Origin of the sequence: Micromonospora sp. WMMB482 (assembly GCF_019038635.1) — a bacterium.
Classification (GTDB): domain Bacteria; phylum Actinomycetota; class Actinomycetes; order Mycobacteriales; family Micromonosporaceae; genus Micromonospora; species Micromonospora marina.
In genome coordinates, this window is sequence record NZ_JAHOPD010000020.1 from 6,030,050 (window position 1) to 6,052,945 (window position 22,896).

General features: G+C 75.4%; 23 protein-coding genes. 2 read left to right on the forward strand and 21 right to left on the reverse strand.

Going from position 1 to position 22,896, the window contains the following annotated elements; all coding sequences use genetic code 11:
* Positions 1-103: 103 nt before the first annotated feature.
* The 19 genes from KSK32_RS29445 to KSK32_RS29535 form a co-directional block, all read right to left on the reverse strand.
* Positions 104-793 carry a dihydrofolate reductase family protein gene (locus tag KSK32_RS29445; protein WP_216934657.1) on the reverse strand — a complete coding sequence of 230 codons (690 nt, stop codon included), beginning with the start codon at positions 791-793 and terminating at the stop codon, positions 104-106.
* The gene (ribA, locus tag KSK32_RS29450; protein ID WP_216934659.1) at positions 790-1,419 is read right to left on the reverse strand and encodes a GTP cyclohydrolase II; all 630 of its coding nucleotides are present in this window, start codon (positions 1,417-1,419) and stop codon (positions 790-792) included. Before ribA ends, KSK32_RS29445 begins: the two co-directional genes overlap by 4 nt.
* Positions 1,420-1,487: 68 nt before the next feature.
* Positions 1,488-2,384, reverse strand: coding sequence for a lysylphosphatidylglycerol synthase transmembrane domain-containing protein (locus KSK32_RS29455; protein WP_254188781.1), 897 nt, complete (start codon positions 2,382-2,384; stop codon positions 1,488-1,490).
* Positions 2,385-2,525: 141 nt separating this feature from the next.
* Positions 2,526-3,335 carry a class I SAM-dependent methyltransferase gene (locus KSK32_RS29460; protein ID WP_216934662.1) on the reverse strand — a complete coding sequence of 270 codons (810 nt, stop codon included), beginning with the start codon at positions 3,333-3,335 and terminating at the stop codon, positions 2,526-2,528.
* On the reverse strand, positions 3,332-4,369 hold the full coding sequence (locus KSK32_RS29465; protein ID WP_216934665.1) for a glycosyltransferase family 4 protein: 1,038 nt from the start codon (positions 4,367-4,369) through the stop codon (positions 3,332-3,334). Before KSK32_RS29465 ends, KSK32_RS29460 begins: the two co-directional genes overlap by 4 nt.
* Positions 4,370-4,373: 4 nt before the next feature.
* Complete coding sequence (locus KSK32_RS29470) at positions 4,374-4,772, reverse strand: 6-carboxytetrahydropterin synthase (protein ID WP_216934667.1); 399 nt, start codon at positions 4,770-4,772, stop codon at positions 4,374-4,376.
* Between the two features lie 2 nt (positions 4,773-4,774).
* Positions 4,775-5,794: a zinc-binding alcohol dehydrogenase gene (locus tag KSK32_RS29475; RefSeq protein WP_374226731.1), complete on the reverse strand. Its 1,020-nt coding sequence runs from the start codon at positions 5,792-5,794 to the stop codon at positions 4,775-4,777.
* A gap of 49 nt (positions 5,795-5,843) precedes the next feature.
* The gene (locus tag KSK32_RS29480; protein WP_216934671.1) at positions 5,844-6,116 is read right to left on the reverse strand and encodes a hypothetical protein; all 273 of its coding nucleotides are present in this window, start codon (positions 6,114-6,116) and stop codon (positions 5,844-5,846) included.
* A 95-nt stretch (positions 6,117-6,211) separates the two neighbouring features.
* Positions 6,212-7,267, reverse strand: coding sequence for an ABC transporter ATP-binding protein (locus KSK32_RS29485; protein WP_216934673.1), 1,056 nt, complete (start codon positions 7,265-7,267; stop codon positions 6,212-6,214).
* Entirely contained in the window at positions 7,264-8,061 is a 798-nt protein-coding gene (locus KSK32_RS29490) for an ABC transporter permease (RefSeq protein WP_216934675.1), read from the reverse strand. The genes KSK32_RS29485 and KSK32_RS29490 overlap by 4 nt, the downstream gene beginning before the upstream one ends.
* The gene (modA, locus tag KSK32_RS29495; protein WP_216934676.1) at positions 8,058-8,840 is read right to left on the reverse strand and encodes a molybdate ABC transporter substrate-binding protein; all 783 of its coding nucleotides are present in this window, start codon (positions 8,838-8,840) and stop codon (positions 8,058-8,060) included. Before modA ends, KSK32_RS29490 begins: the two co-directional genes overlap by 4 nt.
* On the reverse strand, positions 8,837-9,241 hold the full coding sequence (locus KSK32_RS29500) for a molybdopterin-binding protein (protein ID WP_216934678.1): 405 nt from the start codon (positions 9,239-9,241) through the stop codon (positions 8,837-8,839). The genes modA and KSK32_RS29500 overlap by 4 nt, the downstream gene beginning before the upstream one ends.
* Positions 9,242-9,335: 94 nt before the next feature.
* Entirely contained in the window at positions 9,336-11,444 is a 2,109-nt protein-coding gene (locus KSK32_RS29505; protein ID WP_216934680.1) for a heavy metal translocating P-type ATPase, read from the reverse strand.
* A 70-nt stretch (positions 11,445-11,514) separates the two neighbouring features.
* A complete protein-coding gene (locus KSK32_RS29510; protein ID WP_254187235.1) occupies positions 11,515-11,670 on the reverse strand; it encodes a hypothetical protein in 156 nt (51 codons plus the stop codon).
* A gap of 30 nt (positions 11,671-11,700) precedes the next feature.
* Positions 11,701-12,084 (reverse strand): DUF1622 domain-containing protein, encoded by a 384-nt coding sequence (locus KSK32_RS29515; RefSeq protein WP_216934682.1) that lies wholly within the window; start codon positions 12,082-12,084, stop codon positions 11,701-11,703.
* Between the two features lie 84 nt (positions 12,085-12,168).
* On the reverse strand, positions 12,169-12,834 hold the full coding sequence (locus KSK32_RS29520; protein ID WP_216934684.1) for a TcmI family type II polyketide cyclase: 666 nt from the start codon (positions 12,832-12,834) through the stop codon (positions 12,169-12,171).
* Positions 12,835-12,871: 37 nt separating this feature from the next.
* On the reverse strand, positions 12,872-14,098 hold the full coding sequence (locus tag KSK32_RS29525; protein WP_216934692.1) for a cytochrome P450: 1,227 nt from the start codon (positions 14,096-14,098) through the stop codon (positions 12,872-12,874).
* Entirely contained in the window at positions 14,095-14,415 is a 321-nt protein-coding gene (locus KSK32_RS29530) for a putative quinol monooxygenase (protein WP_018783990.1), read from the reverse strand. The genes KSK32_RS29525 and KSK32_RS29530 overlap by 4 nt, the downstream gene beginning before the upstream one ends.
* Positions 14,412-16,679, reverse strand: a complete 2,268-nt coding sequence (locus tag KSK32_RS29535; RefSeq protein WP_254187236.1) for an FAD-dependent oxidoreductase — start codon at positions 16,677-16,679, stop codon at positions 14,412-14,414. Before KSK32_RS29535 ends, KSK32_RS29530 begins: the two co-directional genes overlap by 4 nt.
* A gap of 197 nt (positions 16,680-16,876) precedes the next feature.
* On the opposite strand from KSK32_RS29535, the gene KSK32_RS29540 reads away from it, so the two are divergent.
* The gene (locus KSK32_RS29540; protein WP_216934696.1) at positions 16,877-17,635 is read left to right on the forward strand and encodes a trans-aconitate 2-methyltransferase; all 759 of its coding nucleotides are present in this window, start codon (positions 16,877-16,879) and stop codon (positions 17,633-17,635) included.
* 44 nt (positions 17,636-17,679) lie between these two features.
* Here KSK32_RS29540 and KSK32_RS29545 read toward each other — a convergent pair whose 3' ends face one another.
* Complete coding sequence (locus KSK32_RS29545; RefSeq protein WP_216934698.1) at positions 17,680-20,397, reverse strand: LuxR family transcriptional regulator; 2,718 nt, start codon at positions 20,395-20,397, stop codon at positions 17,680-17,682.
* A gap of 92 nt (positions 20,398-20,489) precedes the next feature.
* Complete coding sequence (locus KSK32_RS29550; RefSeq protein WP_216934699.1) at positions 20,490-21,380, reverse strand: dienelactone hydrolase family protein; 891 nt, start codon at positions 21,378-21,380, stop codon at positions 20,490-20,492.
* A 138-nt stretch (positions 21,381-21,518) separates the two neighbouring features.
* Between KSK32_RS29550 and KSK32_RS29555 the strand changes: the two genes are divergently transcribed.
* Positions 21,519-22,844, forward strand: a complete 1,326-nt coding sequence (locus tag KSK32_RS29555) for an aminotransferase class V-fold PLP-dependent enzyme (protein WP_216934701.1) — start codon at positions 21,519-21,521, stop codon at positions 22,842-22,844.
* Positions 22,845-22,896 lie beyond the last annotated feature (52 nt).

A 22,896-nucleotide genomic window follows, 5' to 3' on the forward strand; every position in this document is an offset into this window, starting at 1 on the left:
CCCCCTTCGGGAAGGGAAGCACAGCGGATTAGTTCGTATGGATGGTCAACAAACTAATCACGTCGATGAGCTTGCACAAGGGCGGACCGGATCGACACGACGGTCAGGCCGGGCAGCGGTCGGACAGCGCGTAGCGGGTGAGTACCACGTCGCCGATCTGGCGCACCTCGACCACCCGGGCCCGGCGCCCCGGGTGCCACGGGAAGCGGCCGTCCCCGACGAAGCGCGGCGCCCGCCGGTCCCCCACGAAGAACGGCGCCACCACCAGGTGCAACTCGTCGGCCAGGCCGGCGGTCAGGAACTGGCGGTGCACCGAGCCGCCGCCCTCCACCATCAGGCGCGACACCCCGCGCCCGGCCAGGTCGGCCACCACCGCCTCCGGGGTGGCCGGATCACCCGCGTCGACGACTGTGGACACCGCGCCCACCTGCTCGCGGGCCTTGTCCACCACGCCGCTCGGGCAGTACACCAGCTTGAGCCCGTCACCGGCGGTGAAGAACCGGGCCCCCGGGTCGAGGTCGCCGCTGCCGGTAACTGTCACCTTCACCGGTGACGGCGGCAACCCGCGCGCCACCCGCTCGGCGCGCCGGCGCTCGCTGCGCACCAGCAGGCGCGGGTCGTCGCGGCGGACGGTGGCCGCGCCCACCATGATCGCGTCGCACCCGGCCCGGGTTCCGTCGACCCGGTCCAGGTCGTCGTCGTTCGACAGCAGCAGCCGCTCGGCGGTCGCGTCGTCGATGTAGCCGTCGATCGACATCGCGCAGCTGAGCAGCACGTACGGGCGGGTCGTCACGGCACGAACGGCAGGTCGAGGGCATGGTCGGCGCGGGTCACCTTGGCCGCCAGGTAGCCCGCGTTCGCCGGCGACAGGTGCACGCCGGTGGACACCCGGCCGGCCACCGTCACGCCCAGCCGTTCGAGCTGGGCCGCCTTGTCCGGGTTGTTGCTGAGCAGGGACACCCGGTCCACGCCCAGCGCGGCGAGCATCTGCGCGGCCACCGTGTAGTCGCGCTCGTCCGCGCCGCGCCCGAGCGCCAGGTTCGCCTCGTACGTGTCCAGGCCGCCGTCCTGGAGGGCGTACGCGTCGAGCTTGGCGTACAGGCCGATGCCGCGCCCCTCCTGCCGCAGGTAGAGCAGGTAGCCACCGGCCTCGGCGATCCGCTCGACCGCCTCGCGCAACTGCGGGCCGCAGTCGCAGCGCTGGCTGCCGAACACGTCCCCGGTGAGGCACTCGCTGTGCGGCCGGACCAGCGGCGGGTCGGCGTCGGCGTGCTCACCGAGCCCGAACGCCAGGTGCTCGCGGCCGTCGACGAGACCGTGGAAGGTGTGCACGCGGGCCGTGGTCACGTAGCCGTCGGGGAACCGGAGCGGAACTGTCACGCGGGTCCGGACCGTCGCGGTGGGCAGCGTTTCGTCCATGGTTCTCCTGTCGTCCGGTCGCCGGGCGGACCCGGCGACGCACACCTCGTTCCCCACCGTAGGCGGGATCACCGACAGTTGCCGGGCTCGCGCCGAGGCATCCGCCGTGCCAGCAGGACCGCGGCGCCGGGCAGGCTGGCCACCAGCACCAGAGCGCCGTACACCGTGCCGGTCGCCACACCCTGCGCGGCGGTCAGCCCGGCCGAGGCGAACGCCCACGCGGCCACCCCCTCGCGCGGCCCGAAACCGCCCACGTTCAGCGGCACCGCCATGGCCAGCAGGGCGAGCAGCGTCAGCGGCAGCAGGTGCGACAGCGGGGCGTCCGCGCCGGCCGTGCGGGCGGCCACCACGAACGTGGCCAGGTGACCGGCGAACACCACTGTCGAGGCGACCACCACACCGGCCCAGGTCCGCCGGCCCAGCACCCCGGAGCGGACGTCGGCGAGCGCCGTCCGAGCCGCCCGGGCGAAGCGGGACGCCCCGGAGCGGGGCACCGCGCGGGCGGCGAGCACGAGCGCCAGCGCGACCACTGCGAGTACGGCGGCCAGCGCCGGCAGGTACCGGCGCACCGGCGACGGGAACGCGGCGAGCAGTGCCACCGCGATGACCACCTGCACCACCTGCCCGGCGGTGCGCTCCCACACCACCGCCCGGACGCCTCGAGCCACGTCCCCGGCGTCGCGGCCGTGCCGCACCGCCCGGTGCACGTCGCCGAGCACGCCGCCGGGCAGCGTGGAGTTGAGGAAGATCGCCCGGTAGCAGTGCGCCACCGCGGCACCCATCGGCAGCCGTACGCCCAGCCCGCCGGCCACGAGCGACCAGCGCCAGGCGCAGCAGACGGTGGTGACGACGCCGATGCCGAGCGCGGCGGCCAGCGCCGGCGCGTCGATCAGCCGCAGACCGGCCAGGAACGGGCCGGTGCCCACCGAGGCGACGAGCACGGCGAGCACGGCGAGCCCGAGCAGCGGGCGTACCCATGCCCGGCCCGCCCTGGCCCGGCGCGGCGGCGCGGGCGTGACGGCCGGTACGGGCCCGGCGACGGCGACGTGTGACAAACGGTCCTCCCTTGTTCCCACCGGTTGTCACGTGCCGACGGCCGGTACGGTTCAGCCGGCGAGCAGGTCGGCGTGGTGCAGTGCCACCTCGAGCCGGCCGGCGGCGGCCTCGGTGAGCCGCCGTTGGGAATACGTCGCGGCGGGCCCGGACAGATGCGGTCGTTCCTCGATCGCCGCGTCGACCCAGCCGGTGAGCCACTCGGCGGCCAGTTCCGCCTGCTCCGGGCCGAGCCGCCACGGGGTCGGCCGCACGAGCGTCTCGACGCCGTGGCGGCGGAACGCGGCCACCGTGACGTCCACGGCGTCCGGTCCGAGCAGGACCCGGCCGTCGACGGTACGGCGCTGGTGGGCGTTGAACGCGGCGGTCAGCTCGGCGTCCAGCGGGTCCGGCGGGGTGAACTCGGCCCGCCCGGTGACGGTGAGCGCGAACAGCGTCGGATGGCCGGCGCAGGCCGCCGCCATCCGCTCGACCTCCTCGGCGGTGAGCATGTCCAGCAGCGCGGACGCGGTGACCAGGTGGGCGTCGGCCAGGTCGGCGGCGGTCAGCCGGGTGACGTCGGAGCCGCGCGTGGTCACCGTGACCTCGGTGCCGTCGGCGGCGGTGAGCCGTCCGGCCCGGGCCAGCGCCAGCAGGTCCGCGTCGCGTTCGTGCAGCACCCAGCGTTGCGGGCCGGGCAGCCGGGGCGCGAGCCAGCGGGCCATCGAACCGGTGCCGCTGCCCAGGTCGTGCACGACGACCGGCCGGCCGGCGGGCAGCCGGTCGCGGACCGCGTCGGCCAGTTCGGCGCTGCGGGCCGCCGCGTCGGCGGGCTCGCGCAGTCGCAGCCAGTCCGCGAAGCCGGGCGGGAGTGAGGTGGTCATGCCGCTGTCGCCTCCTTGAGCGCCGTCGCCAGCCGGTCCACGGTGACCGGCCAGCCGGAGAGGGTGTGCCGCCGCTGCCGGGCGGCGTGGCGCAGCCGGTCCCGCAGGCGGGCATCGGTGAGCCAGCGGCGCAGCGCCGCGGCTGTCGCGCCCGGGTCGCCCGCCGGCACCAGCAGGCCGGGCCGGTCGCCGCCGGGGGCGTGCCCGAGCGTGGTCGGCAGGCCGCCGGTGTGGCTCGCCAGCACCGGTACGCCCCGGGCGAGCGCCTCGGTGACCACCATTCCGTACGTCTCCCGCCGGGAGGGCGCAACCAGCAGATCGGCGGCGGCGTACGTGGCGGCCAGGTCGGGACCGGTGCGCGGACCGGTGAGCCGGACCCGGCCGCCGAGACCGGTGGCGGTGAGCCGTCCGCGCAGCCGGTCGGCGAACGCCCGGTCCCGGTCCGTCGGACCCACCCAGTCGCAGGTCCAGTCCAGGTCGGCCACTTCGGTGAGCGCGGCGGCGAGCACGTCGTGGCCCTTCACCGGGGTGACCGCGGCGACGCAGAGCAGCCGCCCTCCGCCGGGCGTGCCGGGAGCGACGGGCGCCGGGTCGACGCCGGGCGGCGCGACTGTCACCCGTTCGGGGCGCAGCCGGTAGCGGTCGAGCAGCCGGTCGCGGGTCCACTCGCTGGTGGCGACCACGGCGGTGGCCGCCGCCAGCGACCGCGCCTCCGTCTCGCCCTCGATCGGCAGGTGCACCAGGATCGCCAGGCGCAGCCGCGCGGCGTGCGGGGTGAGGACGTCCGGCACGGTCGAGGCGACCAGGCCGTCGAGCAGCACCGGCACGCCGTCGGGCAGCCCGCCGAGCAGCCCGGCCAGGTCGGCGCGTTCCCGTGGTCCCGGGTGCGGCCAGCCGCCGGGTACCTGGTGTTCCCGTACCGTCCAGCCGCGCGCGGCCAGGCCCCGGCACACGTGGCGGTCGTAGGCGTTGCCGCCGCTGGGGTCCGCCGGGTCGTCGATGTCGCCCGGCAGCACCACGTGGACGGCTGTCATCCGGTCAGAGCGACCGCTCGTAGCTCGCCCAGGCGATGTGCGACTCGTGCAGGGTGACGGTGATCCCGGCGAGCCCGCGCGCGCCCTCTCCCAGCCGGCCGGTCGCCACGGCGTCGGCGAGCCGGTCGGCGATCGTCCGCGCGAGCACCTCGGTGGTGGTGTTCACCCCGGCGAATGCGGGCTCGTCGTCGAGGTTGCGGTAGTTCAGCTCGGCGAGCACGGCCTTGAGCTGCTCGGTGGCCAGCCCGATGTCGACCACGATCCCGTCGTCGTCGAGCTCGGCGCGGCGGAACGTGGCATCGACGACGAACGTCGCCCCGTGCAGCCGCTGCGCCGGGCCGAAGACCTCGCCGCGGAAGCTGTGGGCGACCATCATGTGGTCCCGGACGGTCACGCTGAACACGATCACTCCTCGCCGTAGGTGATGAGATGACACAGCGCCGGCAGCTCGCCCGAGGCGAGCCGGTCCAGCACGTCGGGCAGGTCGTCGAAGCGGGACCGGCCGGTGAGCAGCGCGTCGAACACCGGGTCGGCCAGCAGGTCCAGGGCGAGCGCGAGCCGGTCGGCGTAGCTGCGGCCGGCCCGCCGGGGCGACACGGTGCCGACCTGGCTGCTGCGGATGCCCAGCCGCCGGGAGTGGAACGCGCCGCCCAGCGCCAGCGTGACCTTCCGGTCGCCGTACCAGCTCAGCTCCAGCACAGTGCCCTCGGGGCGCAACAGCTCCAGACCGCGTTGCAACCCGTCGGCGGTGGCGCTGGCGTGCACCACCAGGTCGCGCTCGCCGGTGGCGTCGGCGGGCGCGGCGAAGTCGGCGCCGAGCGCGGCGGCCACCCCGGCGCGGGCCGGGTCGGCGTCGACGAGTTCGACGCGTACCCCGGGGAAGCGGGCCAGCAGCGCGGTGACCGCGCAGCCGACCATCCCGCCGCCGATCACCGTGACCCGGTCGCCGACCAGCGGGGCGGCGTCCCAGAGCGCGTTCACCGCGGTCTCCACGGTGCCGGCCAGCACCGCGCGCTCCGCCGGCACGCCGTCCGGCACGACGGTCACGGCGTCGGCCGGGACCACGTACGCGCTCTGGTGCGGGTAGAGGCAGAAGACGGTACGCCCGAGCAGCCGCTCGTCGCCCGCCTCCACTGTGCCGACGCTCAGGTAGCCGTACTTGACCGGGGCCGGGAAGTCGCCCTCCTGGAACGGCGCCCGCATCGCGTCGTGCTGGTCGGCCGGGACGCGGCCGGCGAACACCAGTGTCTCGGTGCCGCGGCTGACGCCGGAGAAGCGCGTACGGACCAGGACCTCACCGGGGCCGGGCGCGGCGAGCCGGACCGGCCGGATCTCGCCCTCGCCGGGGGCGCGGAGCCAGAACGCATGGGCGTCGACCGTCACGAACTCTCCTCTTCCCCGCATTCCGACCGAGTTGTCGATCATAAACACGGAAGCGGGGCGTCCACGGTTCGAACCGCCCGCGACCCGATGCTCAGGCGGCGCGCCGGCGCTGCTCCGCACGCCGGGTTCCGGGCTCGCCCCGGACGGCGTGCCGGTCCCCGGCCAGTTCCATCGCCCGGTGGGCCGCGGTCAAGGCGTCACACGGCGCGACCTGACCGTCACACAGCAGGCTCTCGCACCGGCCGGACCCGTCGGGCCGGTGGGCGACGGCCACGTCGTACGCGGCCCGCCAGAGCAACGGGTCGGTGACTCCCCGTGGCAGGTCGGCGTCCAGACTGGACCTGTTGCGGATCGTGTCGGGCACCGCGTCCCCCTTTGCGTCGTCGCTACCGTCCCAGTGACCGGCTGAGCGCAGATCAAACCTCTCACCTGCGCAACTGCCGCGACCAGCGGTGTTTGTCACGCCGGATAGGCGCGCGTCTCGGCTGCCTTGACCGCCGCCCAGACACCCCGGCCGGGGATCAGTCCGAGATGGGCCGCGGCGGCGGGCGTGACGTCGGCGGCGACCTCGACCGGCCCGGCCAGTTGCACGCGCAGGTTGTCGCCGTGGCGTTGCACGCCGGTGACGGTGGCCGCCCAGACGTTGCGCGGGCTGCCCTCGGGCCGGGACGGGTGCAGCGCGACAGCGGCCGGCGGGTACGCGACGAACGCGTCACCGTGGACGGTGTCGGCGGTGGTGAGGGTCAGTTCACCGACGGTCACGGCGTGCCCGTCGGCGCGGCCGCGGTGCAGGTTGAGGCCGACCAGCCGGGCCACGTAGTCGGTGCGCGGCCGGGCCGTCACGGTGGCGGCGTCGCCCTCCTGCACCACCCGGCCGTGCTCCACGATGACCAGGCGGTCGGCGAGCACCAGGGCGTCGAGGGGGTCGTGGGTGACGAGCAGTGTCGCGCCGGGGTGCGCGCCGAGGTGGCGCTGGAGTTCGGCGCGGGTGTCCAGCCGGGTCCGGGCGTCGAGCGCGGCGAGCGGCTCGTCGAGCAGCAGCAGCGCCGGGTCGACGGCGAGCGCGCGGGCGAGCGCGACCCGCTGGGCCTGCCCGCCGGAGAGCTGCCGGGGGCGGCGGCGGGCCTGGTCGCCGAGGCCGACCCGGTCCAGCCACTCCTGGGCGAGGGTGCGGGCGGCCCGCTTGTCGGCGCCCCAACGGCGCGGCCCGAACGCCACGTTGTCGAGCGCACTGAGGTGCGGGAACAGCAGGTAGTCCTGGAACACCACGCCGACCGGCCGCCGCTCCGGCGGCGTCCACACCCGGCGGTCCGGCCGGTCCAGGTCGGCGCCGTCGAGCGTGAGATGCCCGGCGGCGAGCGGGTGCAGTCCGGCGAGCACCCGCAGCGCGGTGGTCTTGCCGGCACCGTTCGGGCCGAGCAGCGCCACCACCTCACCGGCCGCGATGCGCAGCCGCGCGTCGAGGGTGAAGCCGTCCCGTTCGGCCACCAGGTGCGTGTCCAGCAGCATCCTCATGTGCTGCCGACCCACTTGTCGCGCAGGGCGGCGAGGATGACCACGGAGACGGTGAGCAGGATCAGGCTCAGCACGATCGCCGCCTGAAGGTCGGTCTCCAGCGCCAGGTAGACCGCCAGCGGCATGGTCTGGGTGCGGCCGGGATAGTTGCCGGCGAACGTGATGGTGGCGCCGAACTCGCCGAGCGCGCGGGCCCAGCAGAGCACCGCACCGGCCGCCACGCCCGGGGCGACCAGCGGCAGCGTGACCCGGGTGAAGGTGGTGAACCGCCCGGCGCCGAGCGTGGCGGCGGCCTCCTCGTACCGGGGGTCGGCGCCACGCAGTGCGCCCTCGACGGCGATGACCAGGAACGGCATGGCCACGAACGCCTCGGCCAGCACCACCCCGGCGGTGGTGAACGGCAGCGTCACACCGAACGTCTCGTCCAGCCACGACCCGATCAGCCCGCGCCGGCCGAAGACCAGCAGCAGCGCCACGCCGCCGACCACCGGCGGCAGCACCAGCGGCACCGTGACCAGCGCCCGGACCAGCCGCCGCCCGGGGAACTCCACGCGCGCCAGCAGCCACGCCAGGGGTACGCCGAGGGCGACGCAGAGCAGCGTGGCGACGGTGGCGGTCTCCAGCGACAGCCGCAGCGCGGTGAGCACGCCCGGTTCGGTCAGCCGCCGGGGCAGCGTGGTCCAGGGCGCCCGCAGCAGCAGACCGGCCAGCGGCAGGACGAGGAAGGCCAGCCCGAGCCCGGCGGGGACGAGCAGGGCGATCGGCGCCCGCTGCCGGCGTACCGTGCGGCTCATGCGCCGGGCGGCGCCTGGAACCCGGCCGCGGTGAGCACGGCGAGCCCGGCGTCGGAGCGGACGAAGTCGACGAAGGCGCGGGCGCCGGCCGGGTTGCCGGCGGCGCGCAGCACCACGATCGGGTAGTCGTTCACCGCGCGCGCGGACTCCGGGAACTCGACCGCGTCGAGCCCGGGGGCGGCGCGGACGTCGGTGCGGTAGACCAGCGCGGCGTCGACCTCGCCGAGGCGCAGCTTGGCCAGCGCGCCCTTGACGTCCTGTTCGAGGGTGGCGGGCGTGAGCCGCACACCCGCCGCGTCGAGCGCGGTACGCGCGGCGGCGCCGCAGGGCACCTGCTCGGCGCAGAGCGCCACCTTGACGCCGGGGCGGGCGAGGTCGGCCGGGCCGCGGACCCGGGCCGGGTTACCAGGGGGTACGGCGACGACGAGCTGGTTGCGGACCAGCACGGCCGGTTCACCGGCGGCGTCACCGGCGTCGGTGACCGTCTTCATGGTGGCCGGTGAGGCGGCGGCGAACACGTCGGCGGGCGCGCCCTGGGTGATCTGGGTGGCGAGCCCGGAACTGCCGCCGAAGTTGAACGTGACGGTGCTGCCCGGGTGGGCGGCCTCGTACTCCTTGCCGAGCCGGGTGAACGACTCGGTGAGCGAGGCGGCGGCGAACACGGTCACCGGGCCGGCGCCGTCGGGACCGGACGAGTCGTCGGTGCCGCCGCAGGCGGTCAGGCCGAACGCCGCCACCAGCGCGGCGGCGAGCGCGGCGCGGATCCTCCGTACGGTCACGGGCCGGTCCTTCCCCTGGGGGCGGTGGGGGCGCGCTCGACCACGACGGTGGTCGACTTGATCACCGCGACGGCGACGGAGCCGACCTGGAGGTCGAGGTCGTCGACGGCCTCGCGGCTCATCAGCGACACCACCCGGAACGGCCCGGCCTGGATGTCGACCTGGGCCATCACGGTGTCCTTGACGACGGCGGTGACGATGCCGCGCAGCCGGTTGCGGGCCGAGGACAGCTCGGGATGGCCGGGAGCACGGACGAACGCCGCCACGTCGGCGCCGTCGAGCACCCGGTGGCCGTGCTCGTCACGGGTGGCCGGCAGCCTGCCGGCGTCGATCCAGCGGCGGACCGTGTCCGCGCTGACCCCGAGCAGCTCGGCCGCCTCGCCGATCCGGAACACCGTCACGCGCTCACCCTAGCGGGCCGCAGGTGCGGGCCGGAAGGGGCAGGTTCACTCGAATCCGCGAGCCTCGGTGCGTATCGTGGCCCGGAACTGCGGCTCAGCCGGCCGGGGCGATCCGGACCCGGCGCAGCAGCTGGGCGTTGAGCGCCACCACGATCGTGGAGGCGGACATCAGCACCGCGCCCAGCGCCGGGCTGAGCGCGACGCCCGCCCACGCGAGGATCCCGGCGGCGAGCGGGATGGCGACCACGTTGTAGCCCGCCGCCCAGGCCAGGTTCTGCCGCATCTTCCGGTACGACGCGCGGGACAGCCGGATCACGCCGCCGACCCCGCGCGGATCGGAACCGGCGAGCACCACCCCGGCGGACTCGATCGCCACGTCGGTGCCGGCGCCGATGGCCAGCCCGACGTCGGCGCGAGCCAGCGCCGGGGCGTCGTTCACCCCGTCGCCGACCATCGCCACCGTCAGTCCCCGCTCGCGCAGCCCGGCCACCGCCTTGTCCTTGTCGGCGGGAAGCACCTCGGCGAAGACCTCGTCGACGCCGGGCCGGAACCCGAGGTCGGCGGCCACCGCCTCGGCGACCGGGCGCGCGTCGCCGGTGATCATCACGATCTTGCGTACGCCGAGGTCGCGCAGCTCGGCCACGGCGGCACGCGCCTCCGGGCGGACCTGGTCCTCCAGCCCGAACGCGGCAGTCACCTCGGGCGGACCGCCCTCCGGCAGGCGGACCAGGTGCAGCACCGCGGCTCCCCGGCCCGACCACTCCTGCGCGGCCCGGGCCAGGTCCGCCGGCACCGGGGCGTCGAGCTCGCGCAGCAGCGCCGGCCCGCCGACCGCCCAGTCCACGTCGTCCACCGTGGCGCGCACACCCCGGCCGGTCAGCGCGCGGAAGCCGTGCGCAGCCGGACGCACCGTCCCCGTGTCCTGGCCGGCCGGACCCGCCTCGTGCGCGTCCGGGTGCCGGTCGGGCGCGGCCGGACCCGCCTGCCGGGCGTCGGCGGCGGCGACCAACGCCCGGGCCAGCGGGTGCTCGCTGTCCGCCTCCACCGCGCCGGCCAGGGCCAGGGCGGCGGCGTCGTCCATCCCGCCGGTGGTGGCCACGCCGGTCACCGTGTGCCGGCCGGTGGTGAGCGTGCCGGTCTTGTCGAACAGGACGGTGTCGACGGTGCGCATCCGCTCCAGGGCGAGCCGGTCCTTGACCAGGATGCCGGCGCGGGCCGACAGCGCTGTGGACAGCGCCACCACCAGCGGGATCGCCAGGCCGAGCGCGTGCGGGCAGGCGATCACCAGCACGGTCACGGTCCGTACCACCGCCTGGTCGGGGTCGCCGAGCAGCGCCCAGACCGCGAACGTCGCCAGGCCGGCGAACGCCGCCAGGTAGAACAGCAGCGCGGCGAACCGGTCGGCGAGCACCTGCGCGCGCCCGCCGGAAGCCTGTGCCTGCGCCACGAGCCGCCCGATGCCGGCCAGCGCGGTGTCCGCGCCGACCGCCTCCACGCGTACCCGCAGGGTGGAGTCGGTGGCGACGGTGCCGGCGACCACCCGGTCCCCGGTGGAGCGGGCCACCGGCCGCGACTCCCCCGTGATCATCGACTCGTCCAGCTCGGCGGCGCCCTCGACGATCCGCCCGTCGGCCGGCACCCGCCCGCCGGGGCGCACCAGCACCAGGTCGTCCACCCGCAGCTCGCCGACCGGCACCGGATGCGGCCGCCCGGCGTCGTCCAGGCGCTCGGCGTCGTCGGGCAGCAAGGCGGCGAGCGCGCCGAGCGCGCCACGCGCCTGCCCCACCGCGCGCATCTCCTGCCAGTGGCCGAGCAGCATGATGGTGACCAGCGCGGCCAGCTCCCACCAGAAGTCGAGGTCGAACAGGCCGAGGCTGGTGGCGGCCGAGGCGAGGTACGCGACCACGATCGCCATCGAGATCAGCAGCATCATCCCGGGGGTACGCTCGCGCAGCTCACGCAGCCCGCCGGTGAGGAAGGGCCAGCCGCCGTACACGAACACCACGGTGCCGAGCACCGGGCCGACCCAGCGCACGCCCGGGAGGTCCAGCGAGTAGCCGAACCACTCCATCACCATGTGGCTGGTGACGACGATCGGCACGGTGAGCGCCAGGCTCAGCCAGAACCGCCGGCGGAACTGCTCCGGGTCGTGCCCGGCGTGCGCGCCGTGCCCGCCGGTGTCGTGACCGTCTGCGTGTTCCATGCGGTCACCATACCCCCTGGGGGTACTTGATGTGCCGGCTCGGCGAAGTGGCGAGGGCGACAGGAGAAGGTCAGGACCGGTCGTAGACGGTCACCGGGATGCCGCGGTCGGACAAGCCCTTCCCCCAGCCGCCCAGGTCGTGGTCGTTGCAGACGTGCGCGACGATCTTGGGGCCCTTCGCCTGCGGGCTCGTCGCGTCGCCGCGTACGATCCGGAACTCCGCCATGTCCGGAATGCTGCCGCAGGGGTACGACGCTCAGCGCTGGGGGCGGGCGCCGACGCTCGGCCGGTCCACCGGAGGCCGGCTCTGCCAGGGCCAGCGCCCGTCCAGCTCGACCTCCAGCGAGAAGCTGAGGAACGTACGGACGAGCACGATCAGCGCCAGCACGCCGACGCTGGTGAACGTGGGGGACACCGCGACCGTACGGATGATGTCGCCCCCGACCAGGAACTCCAGGCCGAGCAGGATGGCGCGGCCGACCCCCTGCCGGTACGCCCGGTAGTGCGCGACCACCTGACGGGTCCGGGCGCAGCGCACCACGAACACCGCCGTGGCGACCGCGACGCCGACCGCGATGACGAATACCCCGGCCAGGTCCAGCAGCGTCCCGACGTGCTGGACGATCTCCTTCGTCGACACCCGGCACCCCCGCACCAGCCTCGCGTACGGCCGGTAACGGGGGCGGCGTTTCCGCGCTCCCGGTGAACGACAGCGCCGATCGTGTCAGTCCTGGGCCTGCCAGCGGTAGAAGACGGTCGCCACGGAATCCTGCGGGCCCTGCCACCTCTCCGGCCGGTACGGCTCGATGAACGGGCCCAGGTCCTGCATCACCTTGCCGAAGGCGGGCTTGTCGCCGTGCCGGTCACGGGTGGCCTCGGCCGCCGACGACTCCTGTTCGAGCAGGTGGACGTAGACGTCGTCGATCGAGTAGAGCCAGCGCCCGGTGACCCCGAGGTCGGCTGGGAGCGACCCGGCGTCGGACTCGGCGAAGACCCGCGCCACGTCCGGCTCGGCGCCCGGCTTGATCCGCCCGACGATCACGGTGAGCGTGGTGTCGGCGGGCGGCTCCCCCTCGGGCGCCCAGTGGTAGAACTCCTTCGCCACCGAGTCCGACGGGTTCTTCCAGTAGCGCGGGTACGGGGTGACGTACGGGCCGATCTCCTCGGCGATCTTCTGGAAGGCGGGCAGGCCACGGGTCTGCCCGGAGATCCGCGGATCCTGCTCCCGCTCGATCACGTGGATGTAGAGGTCGTGGTGCGACAGCAGGTACCGGCCGACGACGCCCAGGTCCTGCGGCCGGGTGGCCTGGTCGTAGTGGCCGAACACGCCGCCGACGATCTGCTCGCTGCCGGGGACCATGTGACAGACGATCACGTTGCGGAAGACCATGACTGCTCCTTGATGATGAGCCGCGACGGCGGCGCCGTCAGGCGGTGAAGGTGACAGGCAGTTCCAGCAGGCCGCGGAACGGCGAGGCGGCCGGGAGCCGGCGCACCTCGGCCGGCGGTACGCCGAGACGCAGTCCGGGCAGCCGCCGCAGCAGCGCCCCGAGCGCGAGTTCGGCCTCCATCCGGGCCAGCGAGACCCCGAGGCAGTAGTGGACGCCGTGCCCGAACCCGAGGTGCGGGCCCCGGACCCGGCGCAGGTCCAGCCGGTCCGGGTCGGCGAAGTGCGCCGGGTCGTGGTTGGCCGCGTTGATCGCCACCCCGACGATCGCGCCGCGCGGGATGCGTACGCCCTGGTAGTCGACGTCCTCGGTGGCGATGCGCGGGCTGGCCACCGGCAGCGGCCCGTCGAAGCGCAGCAGCTCCTCGATCGCGGCCGGCAGCAGGCGCGGCGTGGCGCGCAGCAGTTCCATCTGCTCGGGGTGGGTGAGCAGGGCCAGCACGGCGTTGCCGAGGAAATCGGCGGTGGTCTGGTGCCCGGCGAACAGGAGCAGGAACGTGGTGGTGACCAGTTCCGCCTCGGACAGCGTCCCGTCCTCGTCGACGGCGGTGATCAGCGCGCCGATGATGTCGTCGGCCGGGTCGTCACGCTTGGCGCGGACCAGCCCGGCCAGGTACTGGTGCAGCCGGAGCTGGGCCTCCTGCACCGCCGCCCGTTCCTGCGCGGGGGGCCGGCTGGTGGAGCCGGAGGTGCGGATGACCTGGGTCCAGTCGAGCACCCGGTCGTGGTCGGCGGGCGGCACACCGAGCAGTTCGCAGATGACGGTCATCGGCAGCGGGATGGCGAAGTCGTGCATCAGGTCCGCCTCGCCGTGCGGCGCCATCTTGTCGATGAGCTGGTCGACGATCGACGCCACCCGGGGGCGCAACGCCTCGATCCGCCGGGGCGCGAACGCCTGCGACACCACCCGGCGCAGCCGGGTGTGCTCGGGCGGGTCGGAGTTGAGCATGTTGCGGTTCAGGCCCTCGGAGTTCGGGCCGAAGATCTTCAGGTAGTGCTGCTCCGGGCCGTACAGGTCCTTGGACAGACGCGGGTCGGTCAGCGCGGTCCGCGCGTCGTCGAAGCGGGTGATCAGCCAGGAGTCGAAGCGCGGCGAGCCGACCGGGCAGACCGGCCGGTGCGCGCGCAGCCGGGCCAGGGTGGGGTACGGATCGGCCGCGAACGCGTCGGTGTAGAGCTCGCTCGCCGGCACCACGTCGTCGGTCATCGCCCCTCCCCCGGCTCGCCGGTCACGCTGTGCAGTACCTGGTAGGTGTGCCGGTCGGCGGACTCGCGCAGCTCGCGGATGATGCTCAGCAGCCGGTCCCGGTGCGCGCTGCGGCCGAACGCGTCCAGCCGCTCGCGGTCCGCCCAGTCACTGATGATCAGGTAGCTGCGCGGGTCGTCGGCGTCGCGGACCAGGTCCTGGTGCAGGCAGCCGTCCAGCGTGCGGATCTGTTCGGCGGCGGTGAGCCACTCCGACTCGAAGCGCTCCTCGCAGCCCTCCCGGGTCCGCATCGACAGCACGGTCCGGACCCGGCTCACCGGACGCTCCCGAACACCAGGTGCAGGTGCTTGCGCAGCGCGTCCGGGTCGACCGGCGCGCCCCGGAACCCGACGTGCCCGTCCGGGCGGATCAGGTACAGGCCGGTGCCGTCCAGGCCGTACGCGGCCCGGAAGCGGCGCTCGGCGTCGCGTACCACCGGCGGGTCGAGCAGGCGCGGCTCGTCGGCGTCGGGGTCGAGCAGCAGGTACGCGTCGAGTTCCCCGCCGGCGAGCCGGCGCGCGTCGGCGCACAGTCCGGTGAACGCCGCCGGCTCCCCCGCGCCGGCCGTACGGTCGGCGTAGAGCAGCAGCGTGTGCCGGGTGCCCCGGGTGAGATCCCGCAGCCGCAGCGGGTGGCCGACGCCGCGCCGGCGCAGCCCGTCCACGTCGGGCGCGATGTCGCCGGGGCGGGGCGCGTCACCGAGCGCGGCCGGGTCGGCGACGGTCTCCCCGACCAGCGGGCTGCCGGCGTAGCTGAGCAGCATGGACATCTCCTGGAGGAACTGGCGTTCCAGGTCGGCGCGGTCCACCTCCTCGGTGCCGGCCATCCGTACCGCCCGGCCGACGATCTCCTCGCCCTCCGGCCGCCGCTCGGTCTCGTAGCTGTCCAGCAGGCCGGGCGCGGCGAGTCCGCGTACCGCCAGGGCCAGCTTCCAGGCCAGGTTCCAGGTGTCCTGGATGCCGGTGTTCATGCCCTGGCCGCCGGCGGGCGGGTGCAGGTGGGCGGCGTCCCCGGCGACGAACACGCGGCCGTCGCGGTAGCGGTCGACGATGCCGTGGCTGATCCGGAACACCGACGACCAGCGCAGGTTGCTCGCCCGGGTGCCGGGCGGCGCGAGGCGGTCCAGCGCGGCCTGCACGTCGGAGATGGTCGGTTCGTCGAGTTCCTCGCTGAACCCGGGCGGGGCGTCGCGCCCGCCGGTCTGGGCGAAGAACCGGGGCGGGGCGAGGGTGGCGATGCGGTAGCGGTGCGCGCCACGCAGCGGTACGCAGACGAGCATCCCGTCCATCTGCCCGTCGGTCATGTGCAGGAACCGCAGCAGGTGCCCGTCCGGCATCTCCCAGTCCACGTCGACGTCCACCAGCATGAACAGCTGCGGGAACCGGCCCAGCCCGCCGGTGAAGGTGAGCCCGAGCCGCTCTCGTACCCGGCTGTGCGCGCCGTCGGCGCCGACCAGGTACGCCGCGCGTACCGTCTCGGTGCCGCCGTCGGCGGTGCGGACGGTGGCGGTCACGCCCTCGGCGTCCTGGGTGAAGTCGACCAGTTCGGCGCCGCGCTGCGGGCGGACCCCGAGCGTGGCCAGCCGGGCGGTGAGGATCCGCTCGGTCTCGTACTGCGGCAGGCCGAGGTGGGCGTACGGCAGGCCGGGCAGCTCCCAGCTCATCCGGTGGGTCTGCTCACCGTTGACGAAGACCGTGTTGCCGGTGAGCCAGATGCCGGCGTCCATGGCTTCCCGGACGACGCCCTGCTCCTCCCAGATCTCCATGGTGCGGCAGTGCACACCGATCGCCTTGTCCGCGTGGCCGGGCGGGGTGACCTGTTTGTCGATCACCAGGCAGTCGATGCCCCGCCGGGCCAGTTCGACGGCGGCGGTCAGCCCGGTGGGCCCCGCCCCGACGACGAGTACGTCTGTTGTCCTGTGCACGTCGGCCTCCCAGCCCGTGGTGGGGTGTCGGCGGCCGTCCGCGTCGGGGACGACGTGGAACAGCCGGCGCCGGATGTCGAGAAGGAACGGCGCGATCGGCCCGGCCTGCGCCGAGGCGTGGGCCGGGTCGCCGATCCAGGCGAGGAACGGCGCCGCGCCGTCCCACTCGGCGAAGATGTGGTGGATGTCCGAGCCGGGTTCGCGCAGCAGCTGTTCGCGGCGGTAGCCGGGTATCGCGGCCATCCGCCGGACCACCTCGGGGTAACCCCGGTGGAACTCGGCGAGCCGGTCGAGCGGCACGGTGAGCTCGACGTCCACGTAGACCGGACCCGTTCCGTCCCGGGTCTCCCGCAGCAGCGGGTAGCCGGTGCCGTCCGCCGGCTCGGTCAGCGGCCGGAGCAGGTCGGCCAGGCGGGCCGCCACCGGCCCGCGCCGGTACGCGCGCAGCGCCGCCTCGTCGGCCCACTCGGTGACGACGACGAAGCCGCGCGGGTCGAGGGCGTCGCGCAGCAGCTCGTGCCGCAGGTTGCCGGCCAGCGCGCCGAGCTGCCCGGCGACCGCCTCGAAGGCCGGCCCGACCGCGGGCTCGCAGCCGGTGCGCGCGCGCAGCCGGAGCATCGTCCTGATCATGCAGCCCCCTGGAAACGGTGCTGTCGTCGTGCCGCGACCCTGCCGCAGCGCGCGTCACCGCCTCGTCACCGTGGCCCCGCCGTACGTCCGGTCCCGGTGACGCCGCCGGGACGGCGCTTCGCTTGTTGCAAAACCTTGGCAACAAGCCTCGACAGCGCCGCGTGCGGGTAACTATCGTGAGCGCCATGACTCCTTACGACTTGGATGTGCGCGCCTGGCAGGAAAGCTGGGACCGGCAGCAGGAGGCGTTCATGCCGGACCGGGAGCACCGCTTCGCGGCGATGCTCGACGCCGTCGAGGCGGTCGCCGGCGACCGGCCGCCACGCGTGCTCGACCTGGCCGGCGGCACCGGATCGATCAGCCTGCGTACGCTGGCCCGCCGGCCCGACGCCGAGGTGACGGTGCTCGACCTCGACCCGGTGCTGCTCACCCTCGCCGAGGCGGCGCTGGCCGGGCGGGCCACCGTGGTGACCGCCGACCTCAACCGGTCCGACTGGGCCGCCACGCTGCCCCACCGGGACTACGACGCGGTGCTCACCGCCACCGCCCTGCACTGGGTGGACGGTCCGCGCCTGGCACAGCTGTACGGCGAGATCCGCGACGTGCTGCGTCCCGGCGGCGTGTTCGTCAACGCCGACCACATGCCCGACGACACGATGCCGGCGCTCAGCGGCCGGCTGCGCGCGCGGGCCGGCGAGCTGCGGGCGGCCCGGCACCGCGCCGGCGCGGCGTTGTCCTGGTCGGACTGGTGGGAGCAGGCCGCCGGCGACCCGGTGCTCGGGCCGCTGGTGGAGAAGCGGCGGCAGATCTATCCGACCGGGCACAGCCCGGAGTGGAGCCCGCCCGCGGCGTGGCACCTGGACGCGCTGCGGGCGGCCGGCTTCACCGAGGCCGGCGTGCTCTGGCGCGGCGGCGCGGACGCCGCGGTGGCCGCGCTGCGCTGACTCCGGCCCGGCCCGGCCCGCGCCGCACGTCGCCCGCCGGGCGGTCAGGGCAGCAGCCGGGCCAGTTCGGTACGCGAGCGCACGCCCAGCCGGAGGAAGACGTTGCGCAGGTGGTGGTCGACGGTCCGGGTGGACAGGCACATCCGGGTCGCGATCTCCCGGTTGGTCGCCCCTTGCGCGACCAGCCGGGCGATGTGCAGTTGCTGCCCGGTCAGCAACTGCTCCGGGCCGGGCCGTGCCGGTCCGACCGACTCCCCCGCCGCCCGTAGTTCCTCACCCGCCCGGTCGGCCCAGACGGTGGCGCCGAGCACGGTGAACGCCTCCCGGGCCCGGTGCAGGTGCGCGCGGGCGTCCCGGGGCCGGCGCCGGCGGCGCAGCTCGCGGCCGAACAGCAGCTCGGTGCGGGCGCGCTCGAACCGGTCGGTGTCGGCCGGGTGCAGCCGAAGCGCCGCGCGGAACTCCCGTTCGGCCTCCGGGCCGCCACGCGGCGCGAGCAGCGCCCGGCAGCGCGCGGCGAGCGCCCGCCGCGACGGGCTCGCCGTGCTGCTGGCCCAGTGGTCGAACACGGCGAGCGCGCCGGCCGGCCGGCCGCCGTCGTGGGCGGCGGCCTCCACCAGGTACGGCGTGGCCATCACCTGGACCAGCACCTGCCCCCGGCCGGTGCCGGTGCGGGCCAGCGCGGACAGCCGGGCCACCGCGTCGGCGTACCGGCCGTCGATCAGGTCCAGCACGCCGAGGGCCCAGCGGGCGTACGCGTCGGGCCGGCTTCCCGGCGCGGCCCCGTCACCGATCTCGGCGATCCGGGCCAGCGCGGCGTGCCGGTCGGCGCGCACCGCTGCCAGCACCGCGAGGATGCCGAGGTGCACCTGGGCGCAGACGTGCTGGCCGGTGGCGCGGGCGACCCGCACGCCCTCGCGGGCGGTCTCCGCCGCGGCCTCGTGCCGACCCAGCCAGTATTCGGCGACGGCCCGCAGTTCCAGCGCCCGGGACAGCAGGGACAGCTCGCCACGCGAGCGGGCCACCTCGACCGCCCGGCCGGCGAGCCGGTGCGCGGGAGCGTCCACGGCGACCAGCAGGGCGGCCGCGGCGGCGCAGACGAGCGCGCCGGGGGTGAGCGCGGACCCGGTCAGCCGGCCGCCGAGGACGACGACCCGGCGCAGCGCCGGACCGCCGCGGGCGTGGTCGCCGCGCAGCGTCGCCCCGACTCCCGAGGCGAACGTGGCAAGCAGATCGAGTTCGGGCGGGTCGCCGGGCCGGCGCAGCGCCTCCGCCCGGCGGGCCACCTCGGCGTACCGGTACTGGTCGCCGGTGACGCAGATGGCCTCGCCGGCCCGGACCAGCGCCAGCAGCGCGGACCGCCGGTCGGCCGGCGCGACCGCGTCGGCGGCGGCCAGCAGCGTGGCGACCGCCGCGGCGGGCGCGTCGCAGCGCAGCTGGATGTCGCCGCGGACCAGGTCGGCCCGGCCACCGGCCGGCGACGCGGCGGTCAGTCGTCGCAGCAGCCCTCGGGCCTGGTCCGGGTCGCCGGCGGTCCAGGCGCACCGCGCCGCCGCGACGGTCAGCTCGGCGGCGCGGCCCGGGTCGGGGCTCAGTTCGGCGGCGCGGCGCAGCACGACCGCGGCGGCGGCGCGGTCCGGCACCTCGTCGACGGCCGCCGTCAGCTCGGCGGCGAGCATGTCGGACGGACAGTCGGTGGCCGTGGCGTGGCGCAGCGCCCGGCCCAGCGTGCCCTCGGCGAGCGCGCCCGCCAGCAGCAGGTGGGCCGCTCGCAGGTCGGCGAGCGCCGCGACGGCGGTGATCATCGTGCGGGCGAGCGGGTGCGGGAACGTCACCCCGCCCGGTCCGGTGCGCAGCAGGCCGGCTGCTTCGGCGGGGGCGAGGGCCTCGACGGCCAGGCCGGCCGCCCACGCGGCGCGGACCAGGGTGCCCGGGTCGTCGCCGGGGTCGAGCGCGGCCAGCAGCACCATCCGCCGGGTCTCCACCGGCAACCGGTCCAGGCGGGCCCGGTACGCGGCGGCGAGCGCACCGTCCACCGGCGGCGCGTCGGGCAGCGGCGCCTCACCCCGCCACTGGGCGGGGGTGAGCGTGGCGGCCAGGTCGGTGAGCGCGGCCGGGCTGCCCCGGCTGAGCGCGGCCAGCGCGGCGGCCACCGGCGCGGGCGGCAACTCCCGGAGCGCGGTGACCATCGCCCGGCACTCGTGCGCGTCGAGCGGACGCAGCCCGTGGGCCGGGACGCCGTCGACGGTGGCCGGGGCGGTAGCGGTCAGCAGCATCGCCACCGGCAGCCGGCGCAGCCGGCGCGCCACCACCGCCAGGGTCCAGGCGGTCTGCGGATCGCCGGTGTCGAGGTCGTCCACTGTGCACAGCAGCGGCCGGTCCACGGCTACGGCGGTGAGCAGTGAGCGCACCGCCGCGGCCAGGGCCAGCCGCTGCTCGGCCGGGCACCCGTCGCCGCCGAGCGCCCGGCGCAGCAGCCGGCGCTGCCGCGCCGGGAGCGCCGCGTCCGCGTCCAGCACCGGGTCGAACAGGCGGTGCAGCCCGGCATAGGGCAGTGTCGCCTCGTCGGCCAGGCCGGTGCCGGCGAGCACCGCGCGCTGCCCCGCACACCTGCTGGCGTACGCCAGCAGGGCGCTGCGCCCGGAGCCGGGCGGCCCGTGGAACAGCAGCGCGCCGCCGTCGTCGCGGTCGAGGAGCCGGCGGATCGCCCCGCACTCGTCGTCCCGGCCCCACAAGGCTATATGCACTGTCGATGCAGAAACCATGCGTGCAGTGTCACAGATGGGCAACCCGTCGGAAAAGAGGCGGACACGCTTCCGGGGTGGCCGCCGCGGCGGCCACCCCGGAAGCGGCGGGGTCAGGAGCTCGGGCAGGTGTTGCGGTACTCCTCGATCGCCGACCCGGTCGGACCGGGGCAGAGGAACTGCTCGTAGCGGGTGTCGTCGTCGACGAACCGCTTCAGCCAGGCGACCGCCTGCTTCGCCGTCGGCGTGTTCGTCGTCTGCGGGAAGAAGTGGCTCGCGCCGTTCAGCTCCAGGTACGCCTTCTCCGACGACGCCGGGATGCTGTTGTAGAACGGGATCGAGTGGGTCGACACCGGCGCGACGCTGTCGGACTCACCGCCGATGATGAGCGTCGGCACCCGCACCTCGGACCAGGTCTTGTCCAGGTTCCACGGCGCGAGCGGGACAGCGGCCTGCAACGACGGACGGGCCGCCGCGGCCTCCAGGCTGCCGCCGCCGCCCATCGAGTGCCCGGCCACGGCGAGCCGGGATGAGTCGATCCGGCCGCGCACCGAGCTGCGCTGGGTCAGGTAGTCCAGCGCGGCCAGGAGCTGCCGTCCCCGGCTGGCGGGCTGGTCCAGCCGGCTGTTCGTCTCGATGCCGATCACCACGAAGCCGTGCGAGGCGATCCGCGGCCCGAGCCAGCTCAGGCTGGACCAGGAGGCGGTGTAGCCGGGCGAGATGGCGACCGCGCCGAAGGTGCCCTCGGCGGTGCTGGTCGGGTAGTAGATGACGCCGCCGCCGAAGCCGGTCACGCTCCACGAGGAGACGTTGAACGAGGAGGTGGCGAACGGCCCGCGGCTGGCCTCCAGGATGGCGTTCGTGGGCGCCGGGCCGCGCTCGTAGGGGCTGGCCGCGCTCGCGGCGGCCGGGACGGCGAGGGCGCCGCCGGTGGCGAGCAGCGCCGCCACGGCGAGGCGGGCGAGGGCCCGGACGGGGGTACGGGAACGGATGGTGGTGGGCACGTCGGTCACTCCTTGCGCCGGAATTACATCGACATGCGTCAGCATCCGCGCCCGGGCCGCCGGCGCGCATCGGTGAAATCACCGGTCCCCGGCCGCGGCGGTGACCCGGCCGTGACATGCACGGCGGACGATTGCCCCATGCACTCGACCCGACGGCGCCTGTCCCGGCGGCATCTGCTCGGCGCGACCGCGGCGGCGGGCGTCACCGGCCTGGCCACCGGCTGCGAGCCGGACCGCCCGGCGGGCGGGACCGCGGCGTCCGGCGACGCGCCCGCCCTGGATCCGGCCGGTTGGGACAGTGTCCGCGCCCAGTTCGCGCTCGACCGCTCCCAGGCGCACCTGGCCACGTTCGTCTTCGCGCCGCATCCGGCCCCGGTACGGGCCGCCGTGGCGATCCACCGCGCCGGCCTCGACCGGGACGCCTCGGGTTACCTGGGCCTGCACGAGGAGCGGCTGGATCGCGCGGTGCTGGACGCGGCGGCCGGGCACCTCGGCACCCGGCCGGAGCAGATCGCGCTCACCGACTCCACGACCATGGGTCTCGGCCTGGTCTACAGCGCGATCAAGCTGCGGCCGGGTGAGGAGGTGCTGACCACCGAGCACGATTTCTACGCCACGCACGAGTCGCTGCGGTTGCGCGCCGAACGCGACGGCGTCACCGTACGCCGGGCCCGCCTCTACCGGGACGCGGCCACGGCCGGGGCGGACGAGATGGTCGCGGGCCTGACCGCGGCGCTCACCCCCCGTACCCGCGTGGTGGCGCTGACCTGGGTGCACTCCAGCACCGGCGTGAAGCTACCGGTACGCCGGCTGGCCGAGGCGGTCCGCGGGCGCAGCCCGGAGGCGTTGCTCTGCCTCGACGCGGTGCACGGCTTCGGCGCGGACGCGTCCACACCGGAGGATCTCGGCTGCGACGTGTTCGTCTCCGGCTGCCACAAGTGGCTGCTCGGCCCGCGCGGCACCGGCCTGGTCTGGGCCGCCGAGCGGGCGTGGGCCCGGATGGCACCGGTGATCCCCAGCTTCGACGGGCGTGTCATCGGCCGCTGGCTCACCGGGGCCACCGGCGGCCCGACCGCACCACCCGGCCCGGCGCACACGCCCGGCGGCTACCACAGCTTCGAGCACCGGTGGGCGCTCGCCGACGCGTTCGAGTTCCACCGGCGCATCGGCCCGGCCCGGGTCGCCGAGCGCACCCGGGAACTGGCCGACCATCTCAAGGAAGGACTGGCCGGGATCCGGGGTGTCCGGCTGGTCACGCCGCGCGCCGCCGACCTGTCCGCCGGAGTGGTGTGCTGCGAGGTGCCGGGTGTGCCGGCGGACCGGGCGGTGGATCGGCTGCGGTCAGCCGGCGTGATCGCCAGCAGCACCCCCTACCGGCCGTCGTACCTGCGCTTCGGCGCGACGATCGCCAACGGCGAGCAGGACGTGGAGGCGGCGCTGCGGGCGGTCCGCACGCTGGTCTGAGCAAGCCCGCCGAACTGGGCCGGTGGCACCCACTCGCGCATCACCGGCCGGG